The organism is Ruegeria sp. CK2, assembly GCF_056536585.1.
This window is the reverse complement of sequence record NZ_JBQFPW010000012.1, coordinates 18,100-43,675: the sequence shown is the minus strand read 5'-3', so window position 1 is coordinate 43,675 and position 25,576 is coordinate 18,100. Positions and strand designations below refer to the sequence as shown.

Here is a 25,576-nt window from a genome sequence, read left to right as displayed (position 1 = left end):
TGGCCAGATGAAGTCGTTGGGTCGGAGTTAACCGAGTGCCAGGATTACCAAAACAACCGCGGCACCGGTTACGGCACCAAGAATTGCTGGCAGGAATTTTGACCGAAGGCGCGAATTTTGCGGTTCGTCTTTTTGGGTCTGGGCGATCAGGGCGCTTTCCACCAAGGCAGGCAACCGTGGGCCAAAACGAGCCAGAACCATCGCGGTTTTGCCAAGATCCCTGAGGGCTGCACGTGGTCCGATGGATTGCTTGATGTAATCTTCGACCACTGGGCGCGCCACCTCCCAGATGTTCATATGTGGGTCCAGAGAACGGGCCACACCCTCGACCACAACCATTGTGCGCTGTAGCAGGATCAGCTCGGTTCGGGTTTCCATGCCGAACCGTTCGGTCACTTCGAACAGATAGCTCAGCAGGCGGCCCATCGAGATGTGCGTTGCATCCATGCCAAAGATCGGTTCGCCCACCGCGCGCAGGGCGCGGGCAAATTCGTCCACATCTTGATTGGCAGGCACGTAGCCCGCTTCGAAATGCACTTCGGCCACGCGTTTGTAATCGCGGCGGATGAAGCCGAAGAGAATTTCGGCATAGACGCGGCGAGTGTATTCGTCGATATGGCCCATGATGCCGTAGTCATAGGCAATGATGTCCCCGTTGGCGGCGACTTTCAGGTTGCCCTGATGCATATCAGCATGGAAAAATCCGTCGCGTAGCGCGTGCAGAAGAAACAGGCGCAAGACCCGCTCTGCCAGATCGTTACGATTGTGACCTGCGGCGTCCAGCGCATCGTTTTCACCCAGCGGCACACCATCCGCCCAACTGAGCGTCATAACGCGACGGGCGGATAGGGACCAGACAACCGGTGGCAGCCAGAATCCGGAATCGTTTTTTGTGTTGGCGGCGTATTCTGACGCGGCAGAGCTTTCCAGGCGCAGGTCAAGTTCGCCCCGGACTACACCATCGAAATGCTCGATCACCTCCATGGGTCGCAGGCGTCGGGCGCTGGGCGCAAACAGCTGCACGATCCGGGCGGCGAAATAGAACGCGTCGACGTCTTTGCGGAACGCCCGCTCGATACCGGGGCGCAGGACCTTGACGGCGACGTCTTCACGGGTGCTGACGAGCTTTGCCTTGTGAACCTGTGCAATTGATGCGGCGGCGATGGGTTCACTGAACTCGCTGAAAATCTCGGCCACGGGTTGGCCAAGTTCTCTTTCCACTTCGGCCATCGCCTCGGCTTTGGAGAAAGGGGGCAGCTTATCCTGCAGCACACGCAATTGTTCGGCCAGCTCGTTTCCAACCACATCCGGGCGCGTTGAGAGCACCTGACCGAACTTGATGTAGGCAGGACCCAGCGCCGTCAGGGCGCGCGTGGCGGGCGGCATCGCGAGGTCGCCTTTGTAGCCAAGCCATTGGAAGGGTTTGCCCAGCGCATGGGCCACGAATCGCAATGAGCGCGGTGCCTCGAACGCGTCAAGAACGACATTCATTGCGCCCGTGCGCTCTAGCGTGGCGCCTGTGCGGATCAGGCGAATGATGTTGTGTGGTCCGCGCATGCGTCAGATCTTCCAGCCGGAATGCAGCGCGGCGATGCCCATGCTGAGGTTGCGGTACTTGGCGTTTTCGAACCCGGCGGAGCGGACCATGCCCAGAAACGTGTCCTGATCCGGGAAGTTGCGGATCGATTCCACAAGATACTGATAGCTGTCGTAATCGTTGGCGATTAACTTGCCCATGCGCGGGATGACATTGAAGCTATAGAGGTCATAGAGCTTCTGCAGACCGTCATTCGGCAATTGGCTGAACTCCAGCACCATCAGACGGCCGCCGGGCTTCAGCACACGATAGGCTTCGTTCAGCGCTTCCTGAGGACGGGTCACGTTGCGAATACCAAACGAGATTGTGTAGACGTCAAAGGTGTTGTCTTCGAAGGGGAGGGACATCGCGTCGCCCACCACCCAGTTCAGACTGTCGGACATCTGGTCGGCTTCGGCGCGCTGGCGGCCTTCGATCAACATCGGCTCAGTAAGGTCAAGAACGGTGGCGTGACCGTGCCCCGCACGCTTGAGGAACCGGAACGAAATATCTCCGGTGCCGCCCGCCACATCTAACAGTCGCTGGCCGGGGCGGGGCGCAAGCCAATCCATCATCGCATCCTTCCAGATGCGGTGGATGCCCATCGACATAACGTCGTTCATCACATCGTACTTCGAGGCGACCGAGTTGAACACGCCCTGCACGCGGCCGGCCTTTTCAGCCTCGCGCACGGTTTCGAACCCGAAATGAGTGGTCTTGTCGCTGTTGTCGGACATAAGCCTTGCCGTTTGTCGAATTTCGCCTCTGTTATAGGGCCATAAGAACCGGGCACAATGCGGCCCATTGAATTAGGAGCTCTCAGATGCCCGAATTGCCCGAGGTCGAGACAGTAAGACGCGGCCTGACCCCTGCAATGGAGGGTGTGGTGATTGACAAGGCGGATGTGAATCGCCCCGATTTGCGCTGGCCGTTTCCCGAGCGGATGGCCGAACGGCTGACAGGGCAGCGAGTCGATCGTCTGCGGCGCAGGTCAAAATACATTCTGGCGGATATCAGCAGCGGGGAAACCTTGCTGGTTCATCTTGGGATGTCTGGACGCATGACAGTCTCGGGCGATCCGCTTGGGCAGTTTGCGCACACGCATCCGATGCCCGAAAAACATGACCACGTGGTGTTTCACATGGAGAATGGCGCGCGCATCACTTTTAATGACCCGCGCCGGTTCGGAGCGATGGACTTGTTACAGACCGCGACTGCGGAAAGTCACAAACTGCTATCTGTGCTTGGGCCCGAGCCGCTGGGCAATGATTTCCACGAACAGCATTTGATTGATGCGTTTCGCCATAAGAACACGCCAGTCAAATCCGCGCTTCTGGATCAGGGAATCGTTGCGGGTCTGGGCAACATCTATGTTTGCGAAGCGCTTTTTCGTGCTGGTGTGTCGCCACGTCGTAAAGCTGGTCAAATTTCTTCGCAACGCGTCGCGGCCTTGGTTCCGATCATCCGGCAAGTGTTGCGGGACGCGATCGAGGCGGGCGGATCGTCCCTGCGAGATTTCAGACAAGCCGATGGAGAACTTGGATATTTTCAGCACAGCTTTGATGTCTATGGACGGGAGGGTGAGGCCTGCCGAACCGATGGCTGTGGACGCTCAATCAAGAGAATCACCCAGTCGGGTCGCTCATCCTTCTATTGTGCGCAATGCCAAAGATAGCTTGATCCAGCGTTTTTGCGTGATAAGGAATCGTATCTGAACGGAACAACTGAAAGCTCGCATCTCATGGCTTTTGAGACGATCATCGTCGAAATCGAAGACCACGTTGCCCTTATCAAGCTCGACAGACCCGATGCGTTGAATGCACTGAACACCCAGTTGATGGGTGAATTGTGCACCGCGTTGGAAGAGGCTGACGATAACGATAAGGTGCGTTGCATCGTCATCACCGGGTCGGACAAGGCTTTTGCTGCGGGGGCAGACATCAAAGAGATGTCCGAAATGAGCTTTGTTGACGTTTACGGCCAAAACCTGTTTGGCGATGTCAATGATCGTATTTGTGCTATCCGCAAACCGATCATCGCAGCCGTGGCAGGTTACGCGCTGGGCGGTGGATGTGAACTGGCGATGTTGTGCGATTTCATTATCGCCGCCGATACGGCCAAGTTTGGCCAGCCTGAAATCAATCTGGGCGTCATTGCCGGTTTGGGTGGCAGCCAGCGGTTGACCCGGTTTGTTGGTAAATCCAAGTCGATGGATATGAATCTGACCGGCCGTTTTATGGACGCGGAAGAGGCTGACCGCTCAGGTTTGGTCAGCCGGGTTGTGCCCGCTAAGAAGTTAATGGAAGAAGCAACCGGGGCGGCTCAGAAAATTGCTGAGAAATCTCAGCTGTCTGCAATGGCCGCGAAAGAGGCGGTTAACCGCAGCTATGAATTGCCGCTGAGTGAAGGCATGCTGTTCGAGCGTCGCGTATTCCATTCCATGTTCGCGACCGAAGATCAGAAAGAAGGCATGGCCGCATTCCTTGAAAAGCGCGCAGCTCAGTTCCGCGATAAGTAAGTCGCATGACAGTTTGATCGGAACAGGCGGGTCAGGCCCGCCTTTTTCATAGCTGATATGCAGAGTGCAAGAATCGGCTTGGCAAACCCAACAAACTTGGATAACTAGCGCCGCTATACATGCGCGTGCGGCCCGCTTGGCCCGACTCACACTCGTGATTCCTGATCCGGTGCGGACAAACCCGTGGCGCGCAACCCAGATAACCGTACCGAACAAAGGTCAGAGACACACATGGCAAACTCGCCCCAGGCAAAGAAGCGCGCTCGTCAGAACGAAAAGCGTTTCGCAGTAAACAAAGCGCGTCGTTCGCGCATCCGCACCTACCTGCGTAAAGTTGAAGAAGCGATCGCATCCGGCGACAAAGACGCTGCAACCGCAGCTCTGCGTGCAGCTCAGCCCGAGCTGATGCGCGGCGTCACCAAAGGCGTCTTCCACAAGAACACCGCAGCCCGCAAAATGTCGCGTCTGTCGTCGCGCGTTAAAGCTCTGGGTTAAGCCCAGAAGGTGACCTGGGGTCACGTAAGCAAGGCTGAACTATTTTAAAAGCGTCGCGGCTTGCGACGCTTTTTTTCGTGTTGCCAGAATACCGCGCCTTCCCAAAACCAAGAGATTCTTTCGGCCAAAGACCCGAGTCAATATCAGAGTTTCGTTGCCGCGACCGGGCTGCTCTTGCTACCACTGTTCCAGCGATTCACTCGCTTGGGGGGACAGGCTGTTTCCACTTTCGGACTGACGGGCATCAGGAAGTTTGTGGAACGTTAGTCGTCGACCGGCCTAGGCCGGGCTGCCGATCTGCTAAGGATCACGGGACAACCGCTGATCTTGGCCCTGTCGAAAAATGAGATTGCGACGTGCAACCCGGTTATCGGGGCACTCCTGTTTTGTGGAGTGTTCAGAAAACGGAAGAACCGAGCTTTCAAGGATTGACCCGCTGAACCCCTGGTTTGGCGACGGTAGACCTTTGTGCGTGTGGGTACATAAACCGGGGAACCGGATCATATTGATAAGGCCGGCAGGCCAATAAGAATGGGATGCGTGAGGCGCTGAATGACACAAGAGAAATGGGGACTACTTCGAAACAAGTTGCTGAAGGCTATTGGTCGGAACAACTTCACCACCTGGATTGAACCTCTGGAGTTTCAGGAGTTGCAGGATGGTGTGGCCGTCTTTTCGGTGCCGACCAATTTCATGGGCAACTATGTCAGCCAGAATTTTGCGGACCTCATTTTATACGAGCTCAACACCTCGGGTGAAACGGTGCAGCGCCTTGCCTTTCGCGTCGCCGCCAACTCACCGGTTCGGCCAACGCAAGTGACCGAATCTTCATCGAAAGCGACCCCGGAGGTAGCTGTTGTGCCGCAAATGGATAACCCACAATCCCCGCTGGATTCATTGCAAGCCGCGCCTCTGGATTCCCGTTTTACTTTCGACAGCTTTGTTGTTGGCAAGCCCAACGAACTGGCCCATGCCGCCGCACGCCGCGTCTCGGAAGGCGGGCCTGTCACCTTCAACCCACTGGTTCTTTATGGCGGTGTTGGGCTGGGTAAGACACATCTGATGCATGCCATTGCGTGGGAACTTAAAACCAAGCATCCCGAGCTGAACGTGCTGTATCTGTCCGCCGAACAATTCATGTACCGTTTTGTGCAGGCCCTGCGCGAGCGTCGGATGATGGATTTCAAGCACCTGTTCCGCTCGGTTGACGTGCTGATGGTTGATGACGTCCAATTCATCGCGGGCAAAGATTCGACGCAGGAAGAATTCTTCCATACGTTCAATGCACTGGTGGATCAGAACAAGCAGATCATCATTTCGGCCGACCGTGCGCCGGGCGAGATCAAGGACCTTGAAGATCGTGTAAAGTCGCGCCTGCAATGTGGCCTGGTTGTTGACTTGCACCCAACCGATTATGAACTGCGCCTGGGCATCCTGCAGAACAAGGTGCAGCAATACCGCAGCACCTACCCTGATCTGACCATAACCGACGGCGTGCTGGAGTTCCTCGCGCATCGTATCTCGACTAATGTCCGCGTGCTTGAAGGCGCGCTGACACGTCTGTTTGCATTTGCATCGCTCGTGGGTCGCGAAATCGATATGGAGCTGACGCAGGATTGCCTGGCCGACGTGCTGCGGGCGTCTGAGCGCAAGATCTCTGTCGAAGAGATTCAGCGCAAGGTGTCAGACTACTACAATATCCGCCTGTCAGATATCATCGGGCCCAAACGTTTGCGGTCTTACGCCCGCCCGCGTCAGGTCGCGATGTATCTGTGCAAACAATTGACAAGCCGTTCGCTGCCCGAGATTGGCCGCCGGTTCGGCGGGCGTGATCACACCACGGTCATGCACGGCGTCAGACGTATCGAAGAGTTGAAAGTGACAGACGGCCAGATCGCCGAAGATGTGGAAATGCTGCGCCGGTCGCTCGAAGCCTGAGGTAAGTCGCCAAAACTAGTCAGGAACGCCCTGGATTTGATGTCCGGGGCGTTTTCTTGTGCGCAATTGTCCACGGTCGATGCTGAACTGTGACCGGCGCACCACGTGCCTCTTGACGCAATGGGTATTCCGACCCAGAAATCCATAAAAAATCCTTGTGCCTCAGGGCTGAACCGCTAACTTGCCAGTCCCGCCTATTTCGGCACTTAAGTCAGAGGAATTGAGGGTATGAAGATCAGCATCGAACGCGGCACCCTTCTCAAGGCCGTTTCGCAGGCTCAGTCCGTTGTGGAACGCCGCAACACAATTCCGATCCTGGCCAATGTGCTGATCGAGGCCGAAGGCGATACAGCGCAGTTTCGTGCAACAGATCTGGACATCGAAGTTGTCGACAAAGCCCCGGCGCAGGTGGAAAAAGCCGGTGCCACCACGGTTGCCGCAACCACATTGCACGAGATCGTACGAAAGCTGCCGGATGGCGCCCTGGTGACGCTGACGGCTGACAGCGCCGCGGGCCGATTGACGGTCGAGGCCGGGCGATCGAATTTCTCGCTGGCAACTTTGCCGAAAGAAGACTTTCCGGTGATGGCATCTTCGGAATATGCATCGAACTTTACCGCATCCGCTGCGCTGTTGCGCCGATTGTTCGACAAATCGAAGTTTGCCATCTCAACCGAAGAAACCCGCTACTATCTGAACGGGGTTTACATGCATATTTCAGATGGATCTGACGGCGGAAAGGTTCTGCGGTGCGTGGCAACAGATGGGCATCGACTGGCGCGCATTGATGCCGACCTGCCGGACGGTGCGGCGGATATGCCGGGTGTGATTGTGCCGCGCAAGACGGTGGGAGAGCTGCGTAAGCTACTGGAAGATGACGAGATGGACATTGCCGTCTCGGTCAGTGAAACCAAGATTCGCTTTGCAACGCCTGATATTACCTTGACCTCAAAGGTGATCGACGGAACCTTCCCGGATTACACGCGTGTCATTCCACAGGGGAACAACCGGAAGCTGGAAGTTGACGCAGCCGAATTCGCGCAGGCGGTAGACCGAGTTGCGACTGTGTCGTCAGAACGGTCCCGCGCCGTCAAACTGCAGCTTGATGCGGATAGGCTTGTGCTTTCAGTGAACGCACCCGACAGCGGTGCTGCTGAAGAAGAGCTTACTGTGGCCTACGGTGATGAACGGCTGGAAATTGGTTTCAACGCCAAGTACCTGCTGGAAATCGCATCTCAGGTGGATCGGGAAAACGCGGTTTTCATGTTCAATTCCGCAGGTGACCCGACATTGATGCGCGAAGGCAATGATCAGAGTGCGGTTTATGTCGTCATGCCTATGCGCGTCTGATCGCGCTGACGCGCGATGCCTCGGGCGCGAGTATTTTTGAAAAGATGAAGGGAGGGGTCATGGCTTTGGCCCTGACCGAGCTGACAGTCTCGCATTTTCGGTCGCACAAACTGTCGCGGCTGTCACTGGACGGGCGGCCTGTGATTATTCATGGGCCGAATGGCGCAGGCAAGACCAATATTCTAGAAGCCGTCTCTCTGTTTTCACCCGGGCGTGGATTGCGCCGGGCCAGCGCTGCCGAAATGACTCGCAGGCCAGAGGCGCTAGGCTGGAAGCTGTCCGGAGTACTGGTTTCTCTTGGACATCGGTCGGAAATTGAAACCTGGTCCGAATCTGGCGCGGCGCGGCAGGTTCGGATTGATGACAAAGCCTCCAACCAGATTGAACTCGGCAAATTGGCGCGCGTTGTCTGGCTGATCCCGTCAATGGACAGGCTGTGGATCGAAGGCGCCGAAGGGCGGCGCCGGTTTTTGGACCGGATTGCCCTGAGTTTCGATCCCGCTCATGCCGAAGCGTCGCTGACATATGACAAGGCTATGCGTGAGCGCAATCGGCTGCTGAAGGACCAGGTGCGGGATGGCCATTGGTATGCTGCGCTGGAAGGGCAGATGGCCGAAACGGGCTCTCGCATACATGTGGCACGCGAGGCTGCATTGGATCATTTAAGGACTGCGCAGGATCAGGCTGAAACTGCCTTTCCATCCGCTAAGTTGGAGCTTGTTCAGACTGAAGGCACAATGCCGACGACCGAAGACGATCTGCGGGACGCCTTGGCAGAAAGCCGGTTTCGCGATCTGGCGGCGGGACGGACTTTGGTCGGGCCGCACCGGTCGGACCTGTATGCTGTCTTTGCTGCCAAGGGGGTGCCAGCCAAAGATTGCTCGACAGGCGAGCAAAAGGCGCTGCTCGTCTCGCTGATTCTGTCGAACGCGCGGGCCTTGGCAGGGATGGTCGGCGCACCGCCGATCGTCTTGCTGGATGAGGTGGCCGCGCATTTGGACGCGACGCGCAGGGCTGCATTGTATGACGAGATTTGCGCGTTGGGCGCTCAGGCCTGGATGACGGGCACCGGGCCTGAGCTGTTTGCCGAACTGGGTGACCGAGCCCAATCGTTGGTTGTAACCGAAGACGAAGACGGCTCGGTCGTTACGACCTAGGCAGGTTCGCTAACTTTACGTTCCCACAGAAAACCTTGCATGACTTCGTCTACTGGCGTTTGCGCCATATGGTTGACGTAGTTCGACATGGTTTTCTGCGCGAGGCCCAGGATCACATCGAGCACCGCGCGGTGCGAATAGCCTGCGTCAAAGAACGCCTGCAATTCTGCGTCGGTGACGTTTCCACGTTGCTGCATCACCTGTAAGGTAAACGTGCGCAGCGCGTTCAGTTTGGTGGTGGGCAGAGGTGTCTCGTCACGCAATGCGTTGGTGATGTCGTCCGAGACCTTCATCATCTTGGCGATGCCGGTGTGGGCGGGCACGCAATAGTGGCATTCGTTTTCAACGTTAATGGTCTGCCAGACGACGGTTTTCTCGTCATTATCGAAATCGGTTTGCAGGAACAGGTGGTGCAGAACCTGATAGCCTTCCAGGTGCTGGGGGCTTTCAGACATGACTTTGTGCAACCCTGGCAGACGCCCGAATGCAGCCTGCGATTTCTCAAGCAGTGGTTTGGACCCGTCCGGGGCGGTTTCGAGGTCATGAGAGGGGAAGTCAGCCATATCGGAACTCCTTTTTTTTGGCGCGATGGGGTGGAAATAGGCTTTCTTGAGTGATCGTTCAAGTATATATTTGAGCGAACGTTCAAGAATTGGTGAAACTGATGCCCCGTAAACCCGAATATGATCGAGAGGTCCTGATCGCGCAGGCCCGCGACGTCTTCTGGCGTCAGGGCTGGGCGGGAACATCGCTGAAGGATCTGGAGCGTGAGTTGAAACTGAACCCTGGCAGTTTCTATGCCGCTTTCGGCTCCAAAGACGCACTCTATGCTTTGGCACTAGAGCGCTACACACAGGATGGGATTGCCCGACTGACAGCGCTGGCTGACAATTTAGGACCCAAGGCCGCGCTCATGGCGCAGCCGAAGCGCGTGATCGAAGATGCCCTGGCCCCGACAAAAGCCTGCATGCTGGCAAAGACCTATGCCGAGTTGCAGGCCAAGGATCATGATCTGGCGCAAAGGGCGGCGGCTTATCTGGCTCAGATGAAAGCCTGTTTCGCGAACCTGTTTCTCCGAGCCCAAGCTGCGGGTGAGATAAGCCCCGGACACGATCCTGATCGGCTGGCGGCGCGGTATCAATCCGACCTTTTGGGTCTGCGATTGTCAGCGGAACGCAGTGACGTGGACGCGCGGGCAATAGCTGCGGATATTGCAGCAGATATCGATCGGCTTTGACGCAAAAGGCGTGGGTGGTCATGTCGGAGGTAGACATTCAATACCAACACAAAATATTGGGGGATCGCGTGACAATCCCTACCAGAGAACGTATAAGTTCCTAAAATAATATAGGTACTAACGGCATGTCCGAAGACGCACAGGCACCTCAGGAATACGGCGCTGATTCCATAAAAGTTCTCAAAGGCTTAGAGGCGGTTCGTAAGCGCCCCGGCATGTATATCGGGGATACCGATGACGGCTCGGGTCTGCACCACATGGTGTATGAGGTGGTCGACAACGGAATTGACGAGGCGCTGGCCGGTCACGCCGACCATGTGACGGTGAAAATTCATGCTGATTCCAGCGTATCCGTCAGCGACAACGGCCGCGGAATTCCGGTGGATATCCATCCCGAAGAAGGCGTTTCTGCTGCCGAAGTCATCATGACCCAACTGCATGCGGGGGGTAAGTTTGACAGCAATTCGTACAAAGTGTCCGGAGGTTTGCACGGTGTGGGCGTATCCGTCGTAAACGCCCTGTCCAATTGGTTGGAACTGCGCGTCTGGCGCAAAGGTAAAGAACATGTGGCACGCTTTGAAGGCGGTGAAACCACGGAACACTTGAAAGTGGTCGGTGACTGCGGAGACCGGACAGGAACCGAGGTACGGTTCCTGGCGTCGACCGATACGTTCTCGAACCTCGAATACTCCTTCGAAACACTGGAAAAACGCCTGCGCGAATTGGCATTCCTGAACTCAGGCGTGCGTATTATCCTGATCGATGAGCGCCCCGCTGAGCGGCTGGAGACGGAGCTGTTCTACGAAGGTGGCGTCAAAGAATTCGTAAAGTACCTGGACCGGTCAAAATCTTCTGCGATGCCAGAGCCAATCTATATTAAGGGCGAGCGTGACGACATTGGTGTTGAAATCGCGATGTGGTGGAATGACAGCTACCATGAGACGGTTCTGCCGTTCACCAACAATATTCCGCAGCGCGATGGCGGCACCCATATTGCCGGTTTCCGCGGTGCTTTGACCCGAACGATCAACAACTACGCGCAATCCAGCGGGATCGCGAAAAAAGAGAAAATCAACTTCACCGGTGACGATGCCCGCGAAGGTCTGACTTGCGTGCTGTCGGTAAAGGTTCCGGATCCGAAATTCTCGTCTCAGACCAAAGACAAGCTCGTCAGCTCCGAAGTTCGTCCGGCGGTGGAAAGTATGCTGAATGAGAAACTGGCCGAGTGGTTTGAGGAGAACCCGAACGAAGCCAAGATTATTGTCGGCAAGATCATCGAAGCCGCCTTGGCGCGCGAGGCCGCACGTAAGGCCCGTGAATTGACACGCCGCAAAACGGCCATGGACGTGAATTACCTGGCCGGCAAGCTGAAAGACTGTTCGGAAAAAGATCCGTCCAAGACCGAAGTCTTCCTGGTCGAGGGTGACTCGGCCGGGGGATCGGCACAGACGGGCCGTGATCGGCTGACACAAGCCGTTTTGCCCCTGCGCGGTAAGATCTTGAACGTTGAACGCGCACGGTTTGACCGGATGCTGTCGTCACAGGAGATTGGCAACCTCGTGATGGCGCTGGGCACAGGCATTGGCCGCGATGAGTTCAACATCGAAAAGCTGCGCTACCACAAGATCGTCATCATGACCGATGCGGATGTGGACGGCGCGCACATCCGGACACTGTTGTTGACCTTCTTCTACCGCCAGATGCCGGAGCTGATTGAAGGTGGATATCTCTATATTGCCCAGCCGCCGCTTTATAAGGTCTCGCGTGGTAAATCCGAGGTTTATCTCAAAGATCAGGCGGCACTGGACGATTACCTCATCAACCAAGGCGTCGAAGGGGCTGTGCTGAAACTTGGTTCGGGTGAGGAAATCATCGGTCAGGATCTGACCAGGGTTGTGGATGAGGCCCGGCAGCTAAAGCGCGTACTGGACGCGTTCCCGACCCACTATCCGCGCCATATTCTGGAACAGGCGGCCGTTGCGGGCGCCTTTGTGCCCGGCGCGGTGGATGCCGATCTTCAAGGTGTCGCCGATAAGGTCGCCGCGCGTCTGGACCTGATCGCGTTGGAATATGAACGCGGCTGGCAAGGTCGCATCACGCAAGATCACGGCATCCGTTTGGCTCGCATTCTGCGCGGCGTCGAAGAAGTGCGCACGCTCGACGGCCCGATGCTGCGGTCGGGCGAGGCCCGCAAAACCGGCAGCTTCACCCAAAGCCTGCAAGAGATCTACAACACGCCGGCCAGCCTGATCCGCCGCGACCGCTCGCAGGCAATCCACGGCCCGCTGGACCTGCTGCGCGCCATTCTGGAAGAGGGCGAAAAGGGCCTGTCCTTACAACGCTACAAGGGCCTGGGCGAGATGAACCCCGATCAACTCTGGGAAACCACGCTGGATCCTGACGCGCGGACGCTGTTGCAAGTGCGGGTGAACGATATGGTTGAAGCGGATGACTTGTTCACCAAGCTGATGGGCGACGTGGTCGAACCCCGTCGTGAGTTCATTCAGCAAAACGCATTGAGTGTAGAGAACCTGGACTTCTAAGCTTGTGTGGTGATGCGCGTTGGCACGGTCGAACTGGTTCCATACGTAACGCCGGGCGACCCGAAGTTCGGTGATTTGATCCGCGAACTGGGAGGCAGATATAGTGCTAATCTATTGGCCAATCACGGTCCCGTCGTCTCGGGAAAGGACCTCTTTTCAGCGGTTTGCACGGCAGAAGAGTTGGAAGAAACGGCCAAGCTTCTTGTGACACTGCGCGGCCTGCCAACCCGCTTACTGGATGCTGAAAAGTCGCAGAACTCAAAGAGACTTTCGGAAGGATTTAATCCATCATGAAAACCGCTGACCTTGTCGATCACCATGCATCAGAGCCTACACTTGTTCACCTACCGTTTCGGCAGTTCGGGACAAAACCATTCTTTGCGGCGCAAATACAGACAGTGACGTGCTTCGAAGATAACACGGAACTTAGGGCGCAACTGGAAACACCCGGTGAGGGGCGCGTTTTGGTTGTCGACGGCGGAGCATCAACGCGAATTGCAATTCTTGGCGATATGTTGGCTGATCTTGCAATCCAAAATGGATGGGCTGGTCTTATCCTGAATGCCGCAACTCGAGACAGCGCCGAAATCAATCAAATGGACACTCTGGTATTCACCTTAGCGACCAGCCCCGTCAAAAGCGAGAAACGTGGATGGGGCGTAATCGGGGAGCCGGTGACCTTCGGGGGGGTTAAATCCCATCCTGGTGATTGGGTTTACGGCGATGCGGACGGCGTGTTGCGCAGCAAGAAGCGATTGGTCTGATTTCGAGTTTTGCCAAATTCTCACAACATGGCGCTATCATAGTCACGGCAGCTGTTGCTGGCTGGCTTGTATCGCTCACAGGCATTCCACTGGGGTGGATGATCGGGTCAATGTTGGTGACCATCGCCGGGTCGTTGAAGCAGTTTCCTGTCAAACTACCGGGCCCTATATTGGACCTGGTAAGAGCAACTGTAGGTGTGATGTTGGGCGCATCCTTTACGCACGAGTTGCTTTCCTCTTTTGGTGCCTGGTGGGTGTCGCTGGCCTTCTTACTGTTAGCCCTTGGAATAATGTACGTCCTGGGTTTCTACCTTTTACGACGTATTTCGCGCTTTGATGCATTGACAGCTTCTCTTTGCGCAATGCCGGGTGGCATTGCCGAAATGGTGTTGCTGTCCGAGCAAAAGGGTGCGGATCAGGCTCGTGTCGCTATCGTTCATGCGTTGCGCATTGCATTAGCAATTTTGCTGATTCCGCTACTAATCAACCTGATCGCAGACTTCGAAGTCATTCCACCCGAAGCGCAAACACAGCTGGCTTCCATCACGTTCAACGATTGGGTTTGGATTATCGGATGTATTGTTGTGGGAATGCTAGCACGGGGTAGGGTGAAGCTGCCGGCACCTATTGTGGTAGTGCCGATGATATTCAGCGCGGCTGTTCACTTGCTGGGATGGACAGAATTCGAGATCCCGGTTTCTGTGACTGCGTTGGTACAGGTCTTCATAGGCATAAATGTTGGTGCACGCTTTTCCGGAGTGCCCATCAAAGCTCTGATCGCAGCTCTAAGTGCAGCGGCCATGGTTGTCGCTCTCCAGATTTCTGTGGCCTTCTCAGGCGCATTGGCTGTTGCGAACGTGTTAGAGACAGACCCGGTCGCACTTGTCTTAGCCTATTCACCTGGAGGCTTGGCAGAGATGTCAATCATAGCGGTGAGCGTTGGTCGCGATGTTGCGTTCGTCGGCGTGCATCATATTTTTAGGGTCTTGGCGGCGCTTGTTTTGGCACCTGTCCTCGTAGCGGCTCTGTCAAAGCGGGATATTAAGCACTGAGGAATCCGATGGAGTTCACTTGCTCAGCAATCGATGCCGCGTTTACTGCAAAGCTTGTATGTCGCCAAAGTACTAGTTGGCTGCCTGCGAGAAGGCCGACCGAGCCGCGCTACGACAATCGACAATTGAGCGCGTATATTGAACCGTGCAAACTTTTGGGCAAATACTGTGCAAAATTATGGGCGAATACACCCAGATTGTTCTGAACAAAATCAAAGATGACAATGCAGCTTTATGAGCACACCTACAGCTTGTTGGAGGCGCGCTACTGTATCGAAGGGAAGGGACAGATCAGAGCATCCGGTGAGGAAATCTGGCACTCCGTTGCGCCGTTCACCCTCTAAGTATTGGATCAACATGACCGGCACCTGGCGCAAGCCACAGACGCCGATCTGCGGTTTGTTTGCGTCTTCACTCCGCCGCTCAACGGGCGAGAAGCGCACCGCAACGACGGAAGCTATGCCCTGCCATTCGTAATATGTTGCCCGAATGTCCAGAATGAGTACGGCTCTCATTTTCCTTTTGATTTCAATGCGATATTTTTCGCAATGATCAATGCTGGATGCTATTGAGAGGCTCTATGCCGGGGCAAGGGCTGCTCGCTTCGCTCTAGCCGTTTGACCATGCCCCAAGGTTTAGCCGAACAAATTCCGTGAGGGAAGTCGGAGCCCGTCCGGTCAAGTGAAGTACATGGTCTGTGACCCGATCTTCGGAACCGCCTGCAATCGCACCGTCCATAGCGGCCAGTGTCTTTGCATATTCTTCCGGCAGTCCGAGTTTTTGATGACGCTCTGCCAGTTCATCCACGGTCATGCGATGGTGAATAACCTGCCGTCCCAATTGATTACTCAGCGTTTCGGCAACCACATCATAGGAAGTCGCCTCGGGACCTGTGAGGATATAGTCCGTGTTGTCGACCGATGGCGCAGTCAGGATCGCTGTTGCGCTGGCGGCGATGTCATTTGCATCGATAAAGCCGATACGACCGTCGTCTGTCGCTGTGTAGATCGCAGATTCATCACGGATAGGATCACGATGCTGTTGCTCCGAAAAGTTCTGCATGAACCAGGTTGGCCGCAGCACGGCCCATTCTGGTGCGTTGGCGCGAAGCCATGCGTGTACTGCGCCCATCATGGGGCCTCCCTCTTCGAGAGACGAAGCACTCAGTAACACAAAGCGCGTGACGCCCGAAGCAAGTGCTGCCTCAAGGCCGGGCTGCGTTGCTCCCAGTGAATCCACGGTGTCTGTGGGTGCTACGAGATAGACAGCCCCGACGCCCTCGAAGGCACCCGCGAATGTCGATGGGTCTTTCCAGTCGAAGCGTGCTTCGTTCTCCCCCTTTGGGCTACGTGTGCCGACGCGCGGAGAGACGCCCTTTGCTTTCAGCTGCTCGACTACGCGGCTGCCGGTTTTCCCGGTAGCGCCGGTAACAAGAATGGAGTTAGCCATCGATAAAGTCTCCCAGTTTGGATTTCAGAACTTCGACGCCTCCGACCGCATTCAGCAGAACCAGAGGGTTCCAGTAGTCGCGGTATTGCACGATGCGTCCGTTCCTGACCTGGACAACCGAGATGTAGTTTTGGTCATAGCGCCCGGCTTCGCCTTTGCCCTTACAGGAGAATTCCAAAACAAAGGTCTCGCCGTCTTTGGACGGGTGTGTGATTGCGGGGCTCATCGATTCAAAGGTAATGAGTGCTCCCACTTTCGGTAGATAGGCTTCCATCGCGGCGCGACCGCGTAACTCTCGCACAGAACCTTCCGGCTTAAATGGAAACTCGAACACAATGTCCTCGTCACACATATCCAGGAAGTTCTCACCCGCATCTGCGATGATTGCATCCCCGAGGGCGCCGCGTAGCATCGCGCCAAAGCTTGGTATCGTGTTTGTGTCAGACATGATCTCTCCTAACTTCGTGTTGATCCCTTGTTGGGAGGGTTTTGATATGAGTGGCGGCTTGGGTCATGATGCTTTCCCAAATTGCATGATGAGGACGCCCGCAATCGATAGAACAGCACCGGTGATGCGATAGAAGTCTGCTGGTCGTGGAGCGTTCCCAAGAAGCCGGTTCTGGTCCAAGACAAGCGCCATCATCATTTGCCCGGCAACAACAGCAGCAATAAAGGCGGCAGCCCCAAAGCGTGGGATCAGAACCATGGTCGCCATCACGTAAATGACACCGATCACACCTCCTACCCACGCCCAGGGAGGAGCTGCACAAAGAGAAGACAAGCTTGGCAATGTCGGGCGAAGCCATGCAATCCCGACAACCAGGCAAACGAAGGATATCCCAAACGACAACAGGGTTGCCCAAAGGGGGTGGCCGGCCGCGCGGCTAAGCTCTGCGTTCATTCCGGCATGGATGGGTATCAAGGCGCCGCAAAGCAGAGGTGCAAACCACAGAAGTGCGATTTTCGGATCCATCTTCGCGCCCTTTCATAAGTCGCCAAAAACAGGTTGCAGTATCGATAAGTTTGCTTCAAACTACGTCGGAACGCTACTGTTTCGTCCTTTATAAAGGAGAATCACGATGGAACGCAAGGGTTCCGACGAAAAAAATTCTGATCGGCCGCGTCGGAAGCCGGCCGGGGCTGCCGTTTTGCAAGACAGCGTGACGGATGCAATCCAACGCGCATTGTTCGAGGAATGGGCGGAAACGGGGTATTCTGCTCTTCGTATGGAGCGCATTGCATCCCGCGCAGGGGTTGGAAAGGCGGCGCTCTATCGGCGAAGCAAATCCAAGTTTGAACTGGTGACCGAAGCGGTGAAATCAACGGCGACGAGCATTACTCCAATTCCGGACACTGGATCCTTTGAGAGTGACGTTGCCATGCTGCTGCGCAGGATGGCCGCAACTCTGCGGCACTCGCTTGTGCGTCGGATACTGCCAGATCTTCATGCGGAGCACGCCCGTTCAGATGAGCTTTCTGAATTGCTGGAGTGTGTGACGTGTGATCGAAGGGCGCAAGCCATGGTCATGCTGGACAGGGCAGTTGAGCGTGGTGAGCTGTCAGAAGATACTGATCGAAGCATGGTGCTGGATATGTTTATCGCACCGCTCTACTGGCATGTCGTCGTTCAACACAGGACGGTCCGGTCAGCCGACATCAGAAGATTTACGAAGCTGGTGCTAAGCGTATCGAATTGACAGCGGCAGCATATCGCTACCTGTCATCGAGCAGGTCGGTGCCATAGGAATTGTCGACTGTGCAAAGCCATCCGTAAATCGGATCTCTTCTGAAAACATAGGTTGCACGACGAGTGACTGGCTTGATCTCGTCACCAATGTGAAGGTGCGTTTCCATGATAACCAGTGTCGTGTCAGCGCTCTCAATCACCTGGGCTTCCCCTTGCGAGATAGTCAGCGCGTTCTTGAAGTGTTTCGCGATTGCTTCAAAGGCTTTCCTGATCTGAGGCTTCCCTTTTGCGATTTGGCCAGGCTTGACGACGAGGACGGCATCGTCGGCGTAGAAGTCCATAAGTGCTTCAAAGTCTTCAGCACTTATGGCCTTATCAGCTTGCTTGATCAGATTAAGGACGTCGTGATCGCTCATGATTGCATGCTACCGCATCTAACCGATGGCTCTCGCAGCTGCGCTCTCATTTCCGCGCAGGGTCAGCACCTCTACACCCGACTTAGTCACAGCAACTGTGTGTTCAAACTGAGCAGACAGCTTTTGGGCCTTTGTGATGACGGTCCATCCATCATCTTTCGTCACAGTCTTGCCGGTGCCTTTGTTGATCATGGGCTCAATCGTGAAGACCATTCCTTCTCGAAGTTTCACACCTGTTCCTGGATTTCCATAGTTCGTGACTTGAGGCTCTTCGTGCATCTTCCGACCGATGCCATGTCCGCAATACTCGCGGACAATTGAACACCTGTTTTTCTTCGCGTATTTTTCGATGGCGAACCCGATATCTCCAATGTGGGCGCCTGGCTTCACAGCTTTGATGCCTTGCCACATGGCTTGCTGCGCAACTTGAACCAGTCTTCTGGTGGCGGGGGCTGCATTACCGACCAGATACGTCTTGCTTGAATCAGCAATGAACCCGTTCTTTTCCAGCGTGATGTCAAAGTTCACGATATCACCATCTCGAATAACATCGTCAGCTGAAGGCACCCCGTGACAGACGACTTCATTGATTGAGGAATTCAAGACATATTCAAACCCGTATTGACCCTTGCTCGCCGGCCTAGACGCGAGATCGGTCGTGATGAACCTCTCGACCAGATCATTCACCTGCAAGGTTGACATACCAAGAAAATCTTGCTCATCCAGCATCTCAAAAACGGACGCTAGCAATCTGCCAGATATCCGCATCAGCTTTAGCTCGTCAGGAGTTTTTACCATGTCAGGCGGCCGTCGAGGTCGGGATGCTCACATCAGCGGCCTCAAGTTCCATCTTGATGATCTCGTTGAATGACAAGGTGGGATTGGCTTCGGCTAGCATTCCGACTTTCATCCAAAACTCCGCCTGCGCATTTATAGATCTGCACATCACGCTGCTTGCCTTGCGAATGTCTTCGTGCAGTTCTTCGCCGATCTTTACGATACCCATAGTCGCCATTTGGTTGATCCTTATATGAACCATAAACGATTCGCATATAGGTTCAATATTGGAAAGCCAGAGGCGTTGCTGTCTCAGGAAACCCAATCCTGTTGGGTAATTGCGTAATTGAGCGCTTCGAGATCTTCGCCCAATTGGCTGAAGGAAATAGGCCCGCCAAGGCAGACCCTTACCGTTTCCGACGGCGGGCCATTCACGGTAAAGGCATTGCTCGGCATGATCCCAATTTGGCGGTTGGCCATTTGCCCCATTACGTCTGCTTGACTGCTTCCTTCAGGCAAAGTTAACCATATGTTGAAGGCTTCAGCGCTGGCCCGGAAATCCTGATCTCGCAGTGTTTCTACTGCCAAAGCCTGCCGACGCGCCGCTTCCTTGCGGACGAAAGACTGGATCACTGTGGCTGTTCCATCCTCGATCCAGCGGCTCATCAATGCTGTCGTAACAGGCGATGCCATGACATTTGACGCGTGCAGCACCCGTGTGAAGTGGTTTTTGGCCAATCCTGCCGGAACCACTGTCAGCGCCAGCCTCAAACCGGCACCAAGACATTTCGAAAGACCGGCGATGTACCATCCCAAATCCGGTATGAGATGCGAAATCGGCTGTGGCGCGTCCGACGAGACAAAGCGACATGCATCGTCCTCGACCAAAGGTGCCGCATGCTTCGACAGGACCGCGGCAATCTCCTCTCTCCGGCTCTTGGGAAGTGTCAGTGTCGTGGGGTTTTGCAGCGTTGGATTTAGATAAACGGCAGAAGGCTCATGCTGCCGGATCGCTGCCTCCAACGCATCAGGCAGAATTCCACTGTCGTCAGAGATCACTCCGATTAGCTTTAACCCAAGTTGCGAGGCGATTGCGCGAACCCCGGGATAAGTCACGCTTTCGCAAAGTACCGTCGCGCCAGGCTTGCAAAGCAAGGTCAGGATAGACAGCAGGCTGGCATGTGCGCCGGGTGTGATAGCAAGTCGATCAGCGGATACGTTGATGCCATTGGCACGCATCCAGCCCGCAGCGACTTCGCGGTCTTGCGCGCTGCCAATGACGGATTGATAGCGCAGCAACGGCACCAAGTTTGCTGCGACATGCTTAAGGCCTTCTTCCATGCGCTCAACAAGATCCGGGTCGTCCGGCTCTGGCGGCATGTTCATTTTTGGATCTTCTTCAAGCGCACGCCGAGGATCGGCTTTTTCTGCAGCCTTTTCCCGCAACCGAACAAAGGAACCCCGTCCAACGAAGGTTTCAATATACCCTTGCTTGACGGCTTCGGAATAGCCCCGCGATATGGTGGTGAAGTCCAGACCGATATCCTTGGCAACGCTGCGTTGAGGCGGAAGGCGATCTCCTGCGGAAAGAACCCCGGACTCGATATCGCGTTTGATCGCCTCCGCGATTTCGACATAGAGCGGCTTCCCGCTGTCACTCAGGGTTGGCTTCCAGGGCTTCACAATTTGACCCAATCATTGATGTGAGATTGTCGCAGGCATCTATCCAACAAAAAGGGAACTTTTCAAGGTGGCTACAGGGTGATTCATAAATTGATTGTAGATTGATTGCATTTAGATTGCAATTTGACTGCAATTGAGCTATCTGCGACTCAACAGAAGGAGCTCACAGATGTCAGATGCAAGTTTCTTTACCTCCGAAGATGCCGCGCCGCGCGCCATCAAGCCTGCGATCCTGAATGGATTGCGTTTGAAATGTCCCAAATGCGGCAAAGGTAAGCTTTTGCACAGCTTCCTGAAGGTAAACGATGAATGTGCGAGTTGTGGCTTGGATCTGAGCCACCAGCGCGCAGACGATGGACCCGCATATCTGACCATCCTGATCGTCGGGCACATCATGGGATTTGCCCTGCATATCGCTTGGGTCACGTGGCGGCCTGAACCATGGGTGCTTGCTACAAGCATGTCCCTGATCGCTGCTGTAAGTGCTTTGCTCCTTCTTCCTCGCATGAAAGGCCTGATTGTCGCTTATCAATGGGCGAAACGCATGCATGGTTTCTAGAGGTCTGTTTGCTCCGACCGATGGGTTTGTTTGGCCGACCATGAATGGTCGGCCATTCTGTTTCAGGCAGCCAGCGCAACTGAGTCATTGCCTGCCGGAAGGTGTAGTGGGCAGCTGGTGTCCGTTACAGCCCTCCAGATCGCTTCAACGACATCTTGGGTTTCAGTGAATTCTCGGCCTGCTGGGTCTCGGAATGCACTCATGACCTCGTCGACGAAGGCATGATAATCCTCGGGCGTGTCGTTCGCCTTCGACATCAGCGCCATTGCGTTCTTGCCGAAACTCGTCGTCGGCGCCTGACCCGGCAAGACAATGTGAGTGCGGATTCCCAAGGGCGCCAACTCAAGGGCAAGGCATTCGGTAAACGCATTCACGGCGGCTTTGCTGGCGGTGTAAACAGATGCGAGTGGTAGCGGCTTGAGCGTGACGCTGGAAGACACGTTCACGATCACGCCTTCACCCTCAGAGCGCATTTGCGGCAACACGGCACGAGTCATCTCGAATGTGCCGAACGTATTGGTCTCGAAAATCCTGCGCAAATTCTCTGTGGTCGTGCCTTCGAAGGGCGAGAGCCATCCTATACCTGCATTGTTAACCAGAGCATCGATGGGGCCAGCTGCTTCAACGGCAGTGACGATACTGTTGCGGTCAGAGATATCCAGCGGCAAGACGCGCAGGTGCTCCGATGCATGGAGCAAGGTTTCGTCCGGATTGCGCATTGTCGCAATGACAGACCATCCCTTGTCCAGGAAGTGTCGCGCTGTCTCCAGCCCAAAGCCAGAGGAACATCCAGTGATCATAGCGGTTTTCATATTAAGTTCTCCTTATTGTCATGTTCCAAAGATAGACAGGAGAGAAGGGACGATATATAATTCGAAGTCTCTATTGTTTTATCAGAAGTCCTGAAATGAGCGACCCTTACTCAGAAATCATCTCTCTGCTGAAGCCTTGTACGTCCTATTCAAAGCTCGTGCACGCCTTCGGGCCGTTTCGCGTGCGCCGGGAAGGTCTGAACGAGGCATTCTATTGCTCACTCCTTAAGGGGCGCGCCTGCCTCGAGGTTGAGGGGAAGGAGATGCTGGAGCTGGAAGCCGGGGATTTCGTCCTAATTCCGGTGGTCAACTCCTTCACGTTTTCCAGTTTAGATCCTGACCCACCAAAGGGGATGTTAAGTCAACCGGTTGAGGGAGAAGACGGCGTCTTCAGGTTGGGGTCTCCAGAGTGGGAAGCAGAGGTCCAGCAACTAGTCGGTCATTGCACATTTGAGAGCCCGGACACGGAGCTTTTGGTTTCGCTCTTGCCGGACCTCGTTGTAGTTCGCGGCGAAGGAAGGTTGGCTGCCCTGAGCGGTCTTTTGCGGGATGAGACGCGTTCGGATCGTCCGGCACGGGACGTAGTGGTGGAGCACTTGTTGCAGGTTCTTCTTATTGAAGCGTTTCGGTCTGCTGCGGCTCCAGGCGCCTCAGCCGGGCTTTTGCGCGGATTGGCAGATCCACGTATTGCTCCAACATTGCGGGCAATGCACGCGGCGCCCGATCATTCATGGACAGTTGTGCGCCTGGCTAGCGAGGCCGGGCTATCGCGATCTGCATTCTTTTCCCGGTTCAACCGGATCGTAGGAATAGCCCCAATGGCGTATTTGATGAACTGGCGCATGACGCTTGCAAAACACATGCTCCGCTCTGGCCAACACAGCATCACAGAAATCTCTGACAAGATCGGCTATGGGTCCTCCAGCGCATTCAGCACCGCATTTGCCCGCTTTGTTGGGACGCCGCCGGCGCGTTACACGCAAACACTGGCGGCAGAATGACACTCGCCTATATCGGCAACGTGAATGGGCGGTGGTATATGCCACCGCCCACGATCCAAAATAGCCTATTCCTTGGCGCGATACTCTTCTGATATCACAAACACCTCGTCTGCGCGTCCGTATCCACCATCCTTGACCTCATCGATAAGAACCATTGTCGTCGGGCGGACGACTTCTCCAAAGAAGCCAACCATCAGGTCGGTCGTTTTATGAACCAGATCCTCCTTCTGTGCCGTAGTCAGTGAGCCCTGCGGAAGTTTGTAGTTTGCGAATGGCATTGTTGTTTTCCTTTCAATGGGGGGTCAGATCACACCGCCATTGGCGCGAAGGGTTTGGCCGCTGATCCAACGACCATCGGGTCCGGCCAGGAAGGATACAGCGGCGGCAATGTCTTCCGGTGTTCCAAGGCGCCCAAATGGGTTGGCCTTTGTGATGCTTTCGATCATCGCGTCTGGCTTGCCGACCATGAACAGGTCAGTTCCAACTGGTCCCGGTGCGACAGCATTTACGGTGATCCCTCGCGGGCCGAGCTCCTTGGCCAGAACGTGGGTCATTGCTTCCACCGCGGCTTTGGTCGCAGCGTAAATTCCGTAGGTTGGCTGATAGAGGCCGACGACGCTGGAAGACATGCTGATAACTGCGCCGCCCTCGGTCAGTCGGTTTGCTGCCTCGCGCATAGCACGAAAGACACCGCCAATATTGACGGCGCATTGGGTTTCGAAGTCTTCATCGGTCGCCTCGCTGACGGATGTGCAATGCATGACACCGGCATTGTTCACGAGAGTATCGATCCGGCCGAATTCTTTCTCAGCGACGTCGAACAGTCGTGCCATACAGGACGGTTCTGCAATGTCGCCCTTGACTGCGATGGCGTGACCGCCGGTACTTCTGATCGTGTTGATGACCTGATTTGCGCCAGCTTCATCGCTCGCGTAGTTGGCAAGGACTGCATGCCCGTCCTGAGCGAGGCGAAGAGCGATAGCAGCGCCAATTCCTTTGCTGGCGCCTGTAACAATTGCGGTTTTCTGAGGTTCAGTCATGTTGATCTCCTTTGTGTTGCAACAAGAGATAGACGGAAGTTTTCGCCAGATAATGCTGTAGAGGTTGGAGTAATAATTCGATAAATACGAACAATGATTGACCGACTTGAAACGATGCGCTTGTTTGTTCGTGTTTTCGAACGCGGCAGCTTTACAAAGGCCGCGGCCGATCTGAGCATTCCCCGATCAACCGCGAGCGAAGCCATTCAAAGGCTGGAGCGTGATTTGGGCAGCCGGTTGCTGGAACGCACAACGCGCCATATTGCGCCCACACCCGATGGACAGGCCTACTATCATAGATGCGTGTCAATCCTGGCTGATCTGGAAGAAGCAGAGAGTGCTTTACGTGGGCGCGAGCCTTCGGGCCTTTTGCGTATTGATGCGCCCGGCACCTTAACGCGAACATATATACTACCGCACCTCTCTGCGTTTTTAAGCAAGTACCCCAAGATCACACTGCAACTTGGACAAACAGAGCGACTGGTAGATCTCGTACGCGAAGGTGTCGACTGCGTCGTCCGTGCTGGGAGTCCAGACGACAGCGTTATGATCACGCGACACCTGACAGATCTCCAAGAAGTCACCTGCGCAAGTCCGGAGTATCTGGCCAGGTTTGGCACTCCAAAGACCGTTGACGATCTGAAAGATCACCGAATGGTTGGCTTTCTATCCTCTCGCACCGGCACCGCGATGCCATTGGAGTTCAAAATCGGAGACAAGTTTAAGGAAGTGACGTTACCGGCATTGGTCACCGCAAATGACGCCGACACTGTGCACCATTTGGCCATTGAAGGGTTTGGTATCGCCCAGGCGCCGAAGTACCGGTTTCTCACAGACCTTGATGCTGGGCGACTTGTCGAAGTCTTGCCAATAGCGCCGCCACCGCCAATAGCTCTGGCCGCATATTATCCTCAGAACAGACAGCTTTCACCGCGTGTACGAGTCTTTCTGGATTGGGTGGTCGGAATATTCGAGAAAGCGGCGCTTTGAGCACTACGTCTGCTAGTCGGATTGAGCTTTCTCTCGCCTCTTCTGAAAGGCAGCGATTTCCTCACGTTTTTCGTCAATCAGGTCGGAGACTTTCTGGCTGGATAGTGATTTCAGAAAAGTCTTTCGTGCCGCTTCAAGCGCGTTTTGAGTAGCGGCGTTTGCGGCTTGTTCCAGCAAGCAAGTGGGCGTGTCATCGGAGGTTCCCATTGCAAAGAGTTTGGGTTCCCCAAGAGCCGTATAGACCTCGGCCAAAGAAACCTCTGTAAGCGGCTTTTCGAGATACCAGCCGCCCCGATGCCCTTTGGCTGACCCGACAATGCCCGCTCCGCGCAATCCTCCCATCGTGCGCCGAACGAGAGACGGGTTGGTTCCGAGCATTTGGCCGATCATGTCAGACGTGATCGGCTCTTCATTTTCTCCAAGGTGCATCAGGACGTGCAGAATCCTTGAGAGTCTGTTGTCAGTCCGCATCTGGGTCTCCAACTCTATGAATTGAAACACTAAAGCAATTATTGTGACATTACAAGTAACG

30 protein-coding genes are annotated in these 25,576 nt (G+C 55.2%); 16 read left to right on the top strand and 14 right to left on the bottom strand.

Translation table 11 applies throughout. The features are described 5' to 3' along the window. Positions 1-27: 27 nt before the first annotated feature. The gene (gene ubiB, locus ACR0BU_RS17180) at positions 28-1,557 is read right to left on the bottom strand and encodes a 2-polyprenylphenol 6-hydroxylase (protein WP_298936403.1); all 1,530 of its coding nucleotides are present in this window, start codon (positions 1,555-1,557) and stop codon (positions 28-30) included. 3 nt (positions 1,558-1,560) lie between these two features. Continuing rightward, complete coding sequence (gene ubiE, locus ACR0BU_RS17175) at positions 1,561-2,313, bottom strand: bifunctional demethylmenaquinone methyltransferase/2-methoxy-6-polyprenyl-1,4-benzoquinol methylase UbiE (RefSeq protein ID WP_298936402.1); 753 nt, start codon at positions 2,311-2,313, stop codon at positions 1,561-1,563. 86 nt (positions 2,314-2,399) lie between these two features. On the opposite strand from ubiE, the gene mutM reads away from it, so the two are divergent. From mutM to recF, 6 genes are all read left to right on the top strand, one after another. Then, entirely contained in the window at positions 2,400-3,251 is an 852-nt protein-coding gene (gene mutM / locus ACR0BU_RS17170; protein ID WP_480738204.1) for a bifunctional DNA-formamidopyrimidine glycosylase/DNA-(apurinic or apyrimidinic site) lyase, read from the top strand. Positions 3,252-3,317: 66 nt separating this feature from the next. Then, positions 3,318-4,094 carry an enoyl-CoA hydratase gene (locus ACR0BU_RS17165; RefSeq protein ID WP_480738203.1) on the top strand — a complete coding sequence of 259 codons (777 nt, stop codon included), beginning with the start codon at positions 3,318-3,320 and terminating at the stop codon, positions 4,092-4,094. A gap of 231 nt (positions 4,095-4,325) precedes the next feature. Then, positions 4,326-4,589: a 30S ribosomal protein S20 gene (rpsT, locus tag ACR0BU_RS17160; protein ID WP_170575014.1), complete on the top strand. Its 264-nt coding sequence runs from the start codon at positions 4,326-4,328 to the stop codon at positions 4,587-4,589. Positions 4,590-5,141: 552 nt separating this feature from the next. Beyond that, the gene (gene dnaA, locus ACR0BU_RS17155; RefSeq protein ID WP_298936399.1) at positions 5,142-6,527 is read left to right on the top strand and encodes a chromosomal replication initiator protein DnaA; all 1,386 of its coding nucleotides are present in this window, start codon (positions 5,142-5,144) and stop codon (positions 6,525-6,527) included. Positions 6,528-6,755: 228 nt separating this feature from the next. Beyond that, positions 6,756-7,877, top strand: a complete 1,122-nt coding sequence (gene dnaN / locus ACR0BU_RS17150; RefSeq protein ID WP_480738202.1) for a DNA polymerase III subunit beta — start codon at positions 6,756-6,758, stop codon at positions 7,875-7,877. A 59-nt stretch (positions 7,878-7,936) separates the two neighbouring features. Beyond that, positions 7,937-9,034, top strand: a complete 1,098-nt coding sequence (gene recF, locus ACR0BU_RS17145) for a DNA replication/repair protein RecF (protein ID WP_480738201.1) — start codon at positions 7,937-7,939, stop codon at positions 9,032-9,034. Here the strand turns inward: recF and ACR0BU_RS17140 are convergent. Beyond that, the gene (locus tag ACR0BU_RS17140; protein WP_480738200.1) at positions 9,031-9,597 is read right to left on the bottom strand and encodes a carboxymuconolactone decarboxylase family protein; all 567 of its coding nucleotides are present in this window, start codon (positions 9,595-9,597) and stop codon (positions 9,031-9,033) included. The genes recF and ACR0BU_RS17140 overlap by 4 nt on opposite strands. Before the next feature lie 101 nt (positions 9,598-9,698). On the opposite strand from ACR0BU_RS17140, the gene ACR0BU_RS17135 reads away from it, so the two are divergent. The 6 genes from ACR0BU_RS17135 (at position 9,699) to ACR0BU_RS17110 (ending at position 15,202) form a co-directional block, all read left to right on the top strand. Next, positions 9,699-10,271 (top strand): TetR/AcrR family transcriptional regulator, encoded by a 573-nt coding sequence (locus tag ACR0BU_RS17135; protein ID WP_480738199.1) that lies wholly within the window; start codon positions 9,699-9,701, stop codon positions 10,269-10,271. Positions 10,272-10,396: 125 nt separating this feature from the next. After that, on the top strand, positions 10,397-12,814 hold the full coding sequence (gene gyrB, locus ACR0BU_RS17130) for a DNA topoisomerase (ATP-hydrolyzing) subunit B (protein WP_298936394.1): 2,418 nt from the start codon (positions 10,397-10,399) through the stop codon (positions 12,812-12,814). 12 nt (positions 12,815-12,826) lie between these two features. After that, positions 12,827-13,108: a class II aldolase/adducin family protein gene (locus tag ACR0BU_RS17125; protein ID WP_480738198.1), complete on the top strand. Its 282-nt coding sequence runs from the start codon at positions 12,827-12,829 to the stop codon at positions 13,106-13,108. Beyond that, positions 13,105-13,578 (top strand): ribonuclease E activity regulator RraA, encoded by a 474-nt coding sequence (rraA, locus tag ACR0BU_RS17120; RefSeq protein WP_480738197.1) that lies wholly within the window; start codon positions 13,105-13,107, stop codon positions 13,576-13,578. Before ACR0BU_RS17125 ends, rraA begins: the two co-directional genes overlap by 4 nt. Then, positions 13,524-14,630 carry an AbrB family transcriptional regulator gene (locus tag ACR0BU_RS17115; RefSeq protein ID WP_480738196.1) on the top strand — a complete coding sequence of 369 codons (1,107 nt, stop codon included), beginning with the start codon at positions 13,524-13,526 and terminating at the stop codon, positions 14,628-14,630. Before rraA ends, ACR0BU_RS17115 begins: the two co-directional genes overlap by 55 nt. 347 nt (positions 14,631-14,977) lie before the next feature. Continuing rightward, positions 14,978-15,202 (top strand): ectoine synthase, encoded by a 225-nt coding sequence (locus tag ACR0BU_RS17110; RefSeq protein WP_480738195.1) that lies wholly within the window; start codon positions 14,978-14,980, stop codon positions 15,200-15,202. Between the two features lie 37 nt (positions 15,203-15,239). On the opposite strand, the gene ACR0BU_RS17105 is transcribed toward ACR0BU_RS17110, so the two are convergent. From ACR0BU_RS17105 to ACR0BU_RS17095, 3 genes are all read right to left on the bottom strand, one after another. Then, positions 15,240-16,079 carry an ergot alkaloid biosynthesis protein gene (locus ACR0BU_RS17105; protein WP_480738194.1) on the bottom strand — a complete coding sequence of 280 codons (840 nt, stop codon included), beginning with the start codon at positions 16,077-16,079 and terminating at the stop codon, positions 15,240-15,242. Then, the gene (locus tag ACR0BU_RS17100) at positions 16,072-16,527 is read right to left on the bottom strand and encodes a nuclear transport factor 2 family protein (RefSeq protein WP_299986111.1); all 456 of its coding nucleotides are present in this window, start codon (positions 16,525-16,527) and stop codon (positions 16,072-16,074) included. Before ACR0BU_RS17100 ends, ACR0BU_RS17105 begins: the two co-directional genes overlap by 8 nt. 63 nt (positions 16,528-16,590) lie before the next feature. Further along, positions 16,591-17,052, bottom strand: a complete 462-nt coding sequence (locus ACR0BU_RS17095) for a DMT family transporter (RefSeq protein ID WP_480738193.1) — start codon at positions 17,050-17,052, stop codon at positions 16,591-16,593. 106 nt (positions 17,053-17,158) lie between these two features. On the opposite strand from ACR0BU_RS17095, the gene ACR0BU_RS17090 reads away from it, so the two are divergent. Further along, positions 17,159-17,776 (top strand): TetR/AcrR family transcriptional regulator, encoded by a 618-nt coding sequence (locus tag ACR0BU_RS17090; protein ID WP_480738192.1) that lies wholly within the window; start codon positions 17,159-17,161, stop codon positions 17,774-17,776. A 16-nt stretch (positions 17,777-17,792) separates the two neighbouring features. On the opposite strand, the gene ACR0BU_RS17085 is transcribed toward ACR0BU_RS17090, so the two are convergent. The 4 genes from ACR0BU_RS17085 to ACR0BU_RS17070 form a co-directional block, all read right to left on the bottom strand. Continuing rightward, positions 17,793-18,182: a YybH family protein gene (locus tag ACR0BU_RS17085; RefSeq protein WP_299082197.1), complete on the bottom strand. Its 390-nt coding sequence runs from the start codon at positions 18,180-18,182 to the stop codon at positions 17,793-17,795. Positions 18,183-18,200: 18 nt separating this feature from the next. Next, on the bottom strand, positions 18,201-18,980 hold the full coding sequence (map, locus tag ACR0BU_RS17080) for a type I methionyl aminopeptidase (protein WP_480738191.1): 780 nt from the start codon (positions 18,978-18,980) through the stop codon (positions 18,201-18,203). 1 nt (position 18,981) lies between these two features. Beyond that, on the bottom strand, positions 18,982-19,197 hold the full coding sequence (locus ACR0BU_RS17075; protein ID WP_480738190.1) for a ParD-like family protein: 216 nt from the start codon (positions 19,195-19,197) through the stop codon (positions 18,982-18,984). A 74-nt stretch (positions 19,198-19,271) separates the two neighbouring features. Then, positions 19,272-20,642: an aminotransferase-like domain-containing protein gene (locus tag ACR0BU_RS17070; RefSeq protein WP_480738189.1), complete on the bottom strand. Its 1,371-nt coding sequence runs from the start codon at positions 20,640-20,642 to the stop codon at positions 19,272-19,274. Between the two features lie 169 nt (positions 20,643-20,811). Between ACR0BU_RS17070 and ACR0BU_RS17065 the strand changes: the two genes are divergently transcribed. Further along, positions 20,812-21,201 carry a DUF983 domain-containing protein gene (locus ACR0BU_RS17065; protein WP_299888073.1) on the top strand — a complete coding sequence of 130 codons (390 nt, stop codon included), beginning with the start codon at positions 20,812-20,814 and terminating at the stop codon, positions 21,199-21,201. 62 nt (positions 21,202-21,263) lie between these two features. On the opposite strand, the gene ACR0BU_RS17060 is transcribed toward ACR0BU_RS17065, so the two are convergent. Then, on the bottom strand, positions 21,264-22,013 hold the full coding sequence (locus ACR0BU_RS17060; protein ID WP_298936377.1) for an SDR family oxidoreductase: 750 nt from the start codon (positions 22,011-22,013) through the stop codon (positions 21,264-21,266). 95 nt (positions 22,014-22,108) lie between these two features. Between ACR0BU_RS17060 and ACR0BU_RS17055 the strand changes: the two genes are divergently transcribed. Further along, positions 22,109-23,014: a helix-turn-helix transcriptional regulator gene (locus tag ACR0BU_RS17055; RefSeq protein ID WP_480738188.1), complete on the top strand. Its 906-nt coding sequence runs from the start codon at positions 22,109-22,111 to the stop codon at positions 23,012-23,014. Between the two features lie 65 nt (positions 23,015-23,079). Here the strand turns inward: ACR0BU_RS17055 and ACR0BU_RS17050 are convergent, their stop codons facing one another. Both ACR0BU_RS17050 and ACR0BU_RS17045 read right to left on the bottom strand, forming a co-directional pair. Continuing rightward, a complete protein-coding gene (locus tag ACR0BU_RS17050) occupies positions 23,080-23,292 on the bottom strand; it encodes a tautomerase family protein (protein ID WP_298936375.1) in 213 nt (70 codons plus the stop codon). A 24-nt stretch (positions 23,293-23,316) separates the two neighbouring features. Further along, positions 23,317-24,054: an SDR family oxidoreductase gene (locus tag ACR0BU_RS17045; RefSeq protein ID WP_480738187.1), complete on the bottom strand. Its 738-nt coding sequence runs from the start codon at positions 24,052-24,054 to the stop codon at positions 23,317-23,319. 93 nt (positions 24,055-24,147) lie between these two features. Here ACR0BU_RS17045 and ACR0BU_RS17040 point away from each other — a divergent pair, with 93 nt between their 5' ends. Next, positions 24,148-25,044, top strand: coding sequence for a LysR family transcriptional regulator (locus ACR0BU_RS17040; RefSeq protein ID WP_480738186.1), 897 nt, complete (start codon positions 24,148-24,150; stop codon positions 25,042-25,044). A gap of 12 nt (positions 25,045-25,056) precedes the next feature. Here the strand turns inward: ACR0BU_RS17040 and ACR0BU_RS17035 are convergent, their stop codons facing one another. Then, entirely contained in the window at positions 25,057-25,515 is a 459-nt protein-coding gene (locus tag ACR0BU_RS17035; RefSeq protein ID WP_480738185.1) for an RrF2 family transcriptional regulator, read from the bottom strand. Positions 25,516-25,576 lie beyond the last annotated feature (61 nt).

Excerpts from the sequence above, each read along its gene's own strand:
- ubiB (WP_298936403.1), bottom strand. The coding sequence starts at position 1,557 with ATGCGCGGACCACACAACATCATTCGCCTGATCCGCACAGGCGCCACG.
- ubiE (WP_298936402.1), bottom strand. The coding sequence starts at position 2,313 with ATGTCCGACAACAGCGACAAGACCACTCATTTCGGGTTCGAAACCGTG.
- mutM (WP_480738204.1), top strand. The coding sequence starts at position 2,400 with ATGCCCGAATTGCCCGAGGTCGAGACAGTAAGACGCGGCCTGACCCCT.
- ACR0BU_RS17165 (WP_480738203.1), top strand. The coding sequence starts at position 3,318 with ATGGCTTTTGAGACGATCATCGTCGAAATCGAAGACCACGTTGCCCTT.
- rpsT (WP_170575014.1), top strand. The coding sequence starts at position 4,326 with ATGGCAAACTCGCCCCAGGCAAAGAAGCGCGCTCGTCAGAACGAAAAG.
- dnaA (WP_298936399.1), top strand. The coding sequence starts at position 5,142 with ATGACACAAGAGAAATGGGGACTACTTCGAAACAAGTTGCTGAAGGCT.
- dnaN (WP_480738202.1), top strand. The coding sequence starts at position 6,756 with ATGAAGATCAGCATCGAACGCGGCACCCTTCTCAAGGCCGTTTCGCAG.
- recF (WP_480738201.1), top strand. The coding sequence starts at position 7,937 with ATGGCTTTGGCCCTGACCGAGCTGACAGTCTCGCATTTTCGGTCGCAC.
- ACR0BU_RS17140 (WP_480738200.1), bottom strand. The coding sequence starts at position 9,597 with ATGGCTGACTTCCCCTCTCATGACCTCGAAACCGCCCCGGACGGGTCC.
- ACR0BU_RS17135 (WP_480738199.1), top strand. The coding sequence starts at position 9,699 with ATGCCCCGTAAACCCGAATATGATCGAGAGGTCCTGATCGCGCAGGCC.
- gyrB (WP_298936394.1), top strand. The coding sequence starts at position 10,397 with ATGTCCGAAGACGCACAGGCACCTCAGGAATACGGCGCTGATTCCATA.
- ACR0BU_RS17125 (WP_480738198.1), top strand. The coding sequence starts at position 12,827 with ATGCGCGTTGGCACGGTCGAACTGGTTCCATACGTAACGCCGGGCGAC.
- rraA (WP_480738197.1), top strand. The coding sequence starts at position 13,105 with ATGAAAACCGCTGACCTTGTCGATCACCATGCATCAGAGCCTACACTT.
- ACR0BU_RS17105 (WP_480738194.1), bottom strand. The coding sequence starts at position 16,079 with ATGGCTAACTCCATTCTTGTTACCGGCGCTACCGGGAAAACCGGCAGC.
- ACR0BU_RS17100 (WP_299986111.1), bottom strand. The coding sequence starts at position 16,527 with ATGTCTGACACAAACACGATACCAAGCTTTGGCGCGATGCTACGCGGC.
- ACR0BU_RS17095 (WP_480738193.1), bottom strand. The coding sequence starts at position 17,052 with ATGGATCCGAAAATCGCACTTCTGTGGTTTGCACCTCTGCTTTGCGGC.
- ACR0BU_RS17090 (WP_480738192.1), top strand. The coding sequence starts at position 17,159 with ATGGAACGCAAGGGTTCCGACGAAAAAAATTCTGATCGGCCGCGTCGG.
- ACR0BU_RS17085 (WP_299082197.1), bottom strand. The coding sequence starts at position 18,182 with ATGAGCGATCACGACGTCCTTAATCTGATCAAGCAAGCTGATAAGGCC.
- map (WP_480738191.1), bottom strand. The coding sequence starts at position 18,980 with ATGGTAAAAACTCCTGACGAGCTAAAGCTGATGCGGATATCTGGCAGA.
- ACR0BU_RS17075 (WP_480738190.1), bottom strand. The coding sequence starts at position 19,197 with ATGGCGACTATGGGTATCGTAAAGATCGGCGAAGAACTGCACGAAGAC.
- ACR0BU_RS17065 (WP_299888073.1), top strand. The coding sequence starts at position 20,812 with ATGTCAGATGCAAGTTTCTTTACCTCCGAAGATGCCGCGCCGCGCGCC.
- ACR0BU_RS17060 (WP_298936377.1), bottom strand. The coding sequence starts at position 22,013 with ATGAAAACCGCTATGATCACTGGATGTTCCTCTGGCTTTGGGCTGGAG.
- ACR0BU_RS17055 (WP_480738188.1), top strand. The coding sequence starts at position 22,109 with ATGAGCGACCCTTACTCAGAAATCATCTCTCTGCTGAAGCCTTGTACG.
- ACR0BU_RS17050 (WP_298936375.1), bottom strand. The coding sequence starts at position 23,292 with ATGCCATTCGCAAACTACAAACTTCCGCAGGGCTCACTGACTACGGCA.
- ACR0BU_RS17045 (WP_480738187.1), bottom strand. The coding sequence starts at position 24,054 with ATGACTGAACCTCAGAAAACCGCAATTGTTACAGGCGCCAGCAAAGGA.
- ACR0BU_RS17040 (WP_480738186.1), top strand. The coding sequence starts at position 24,148 with ATGATTGACCGACTTGAAACGATGCGCTTGTTTGTTCGTGTTTTCGAA.
- ACR0BU_RS17035 (WP_480738185.1), bottom strand. The coding sequence starts at position 25,515 with ATGCGGACTGACAACAGACTCTCAAGGATTCTGCACGTCCTGATGCAC.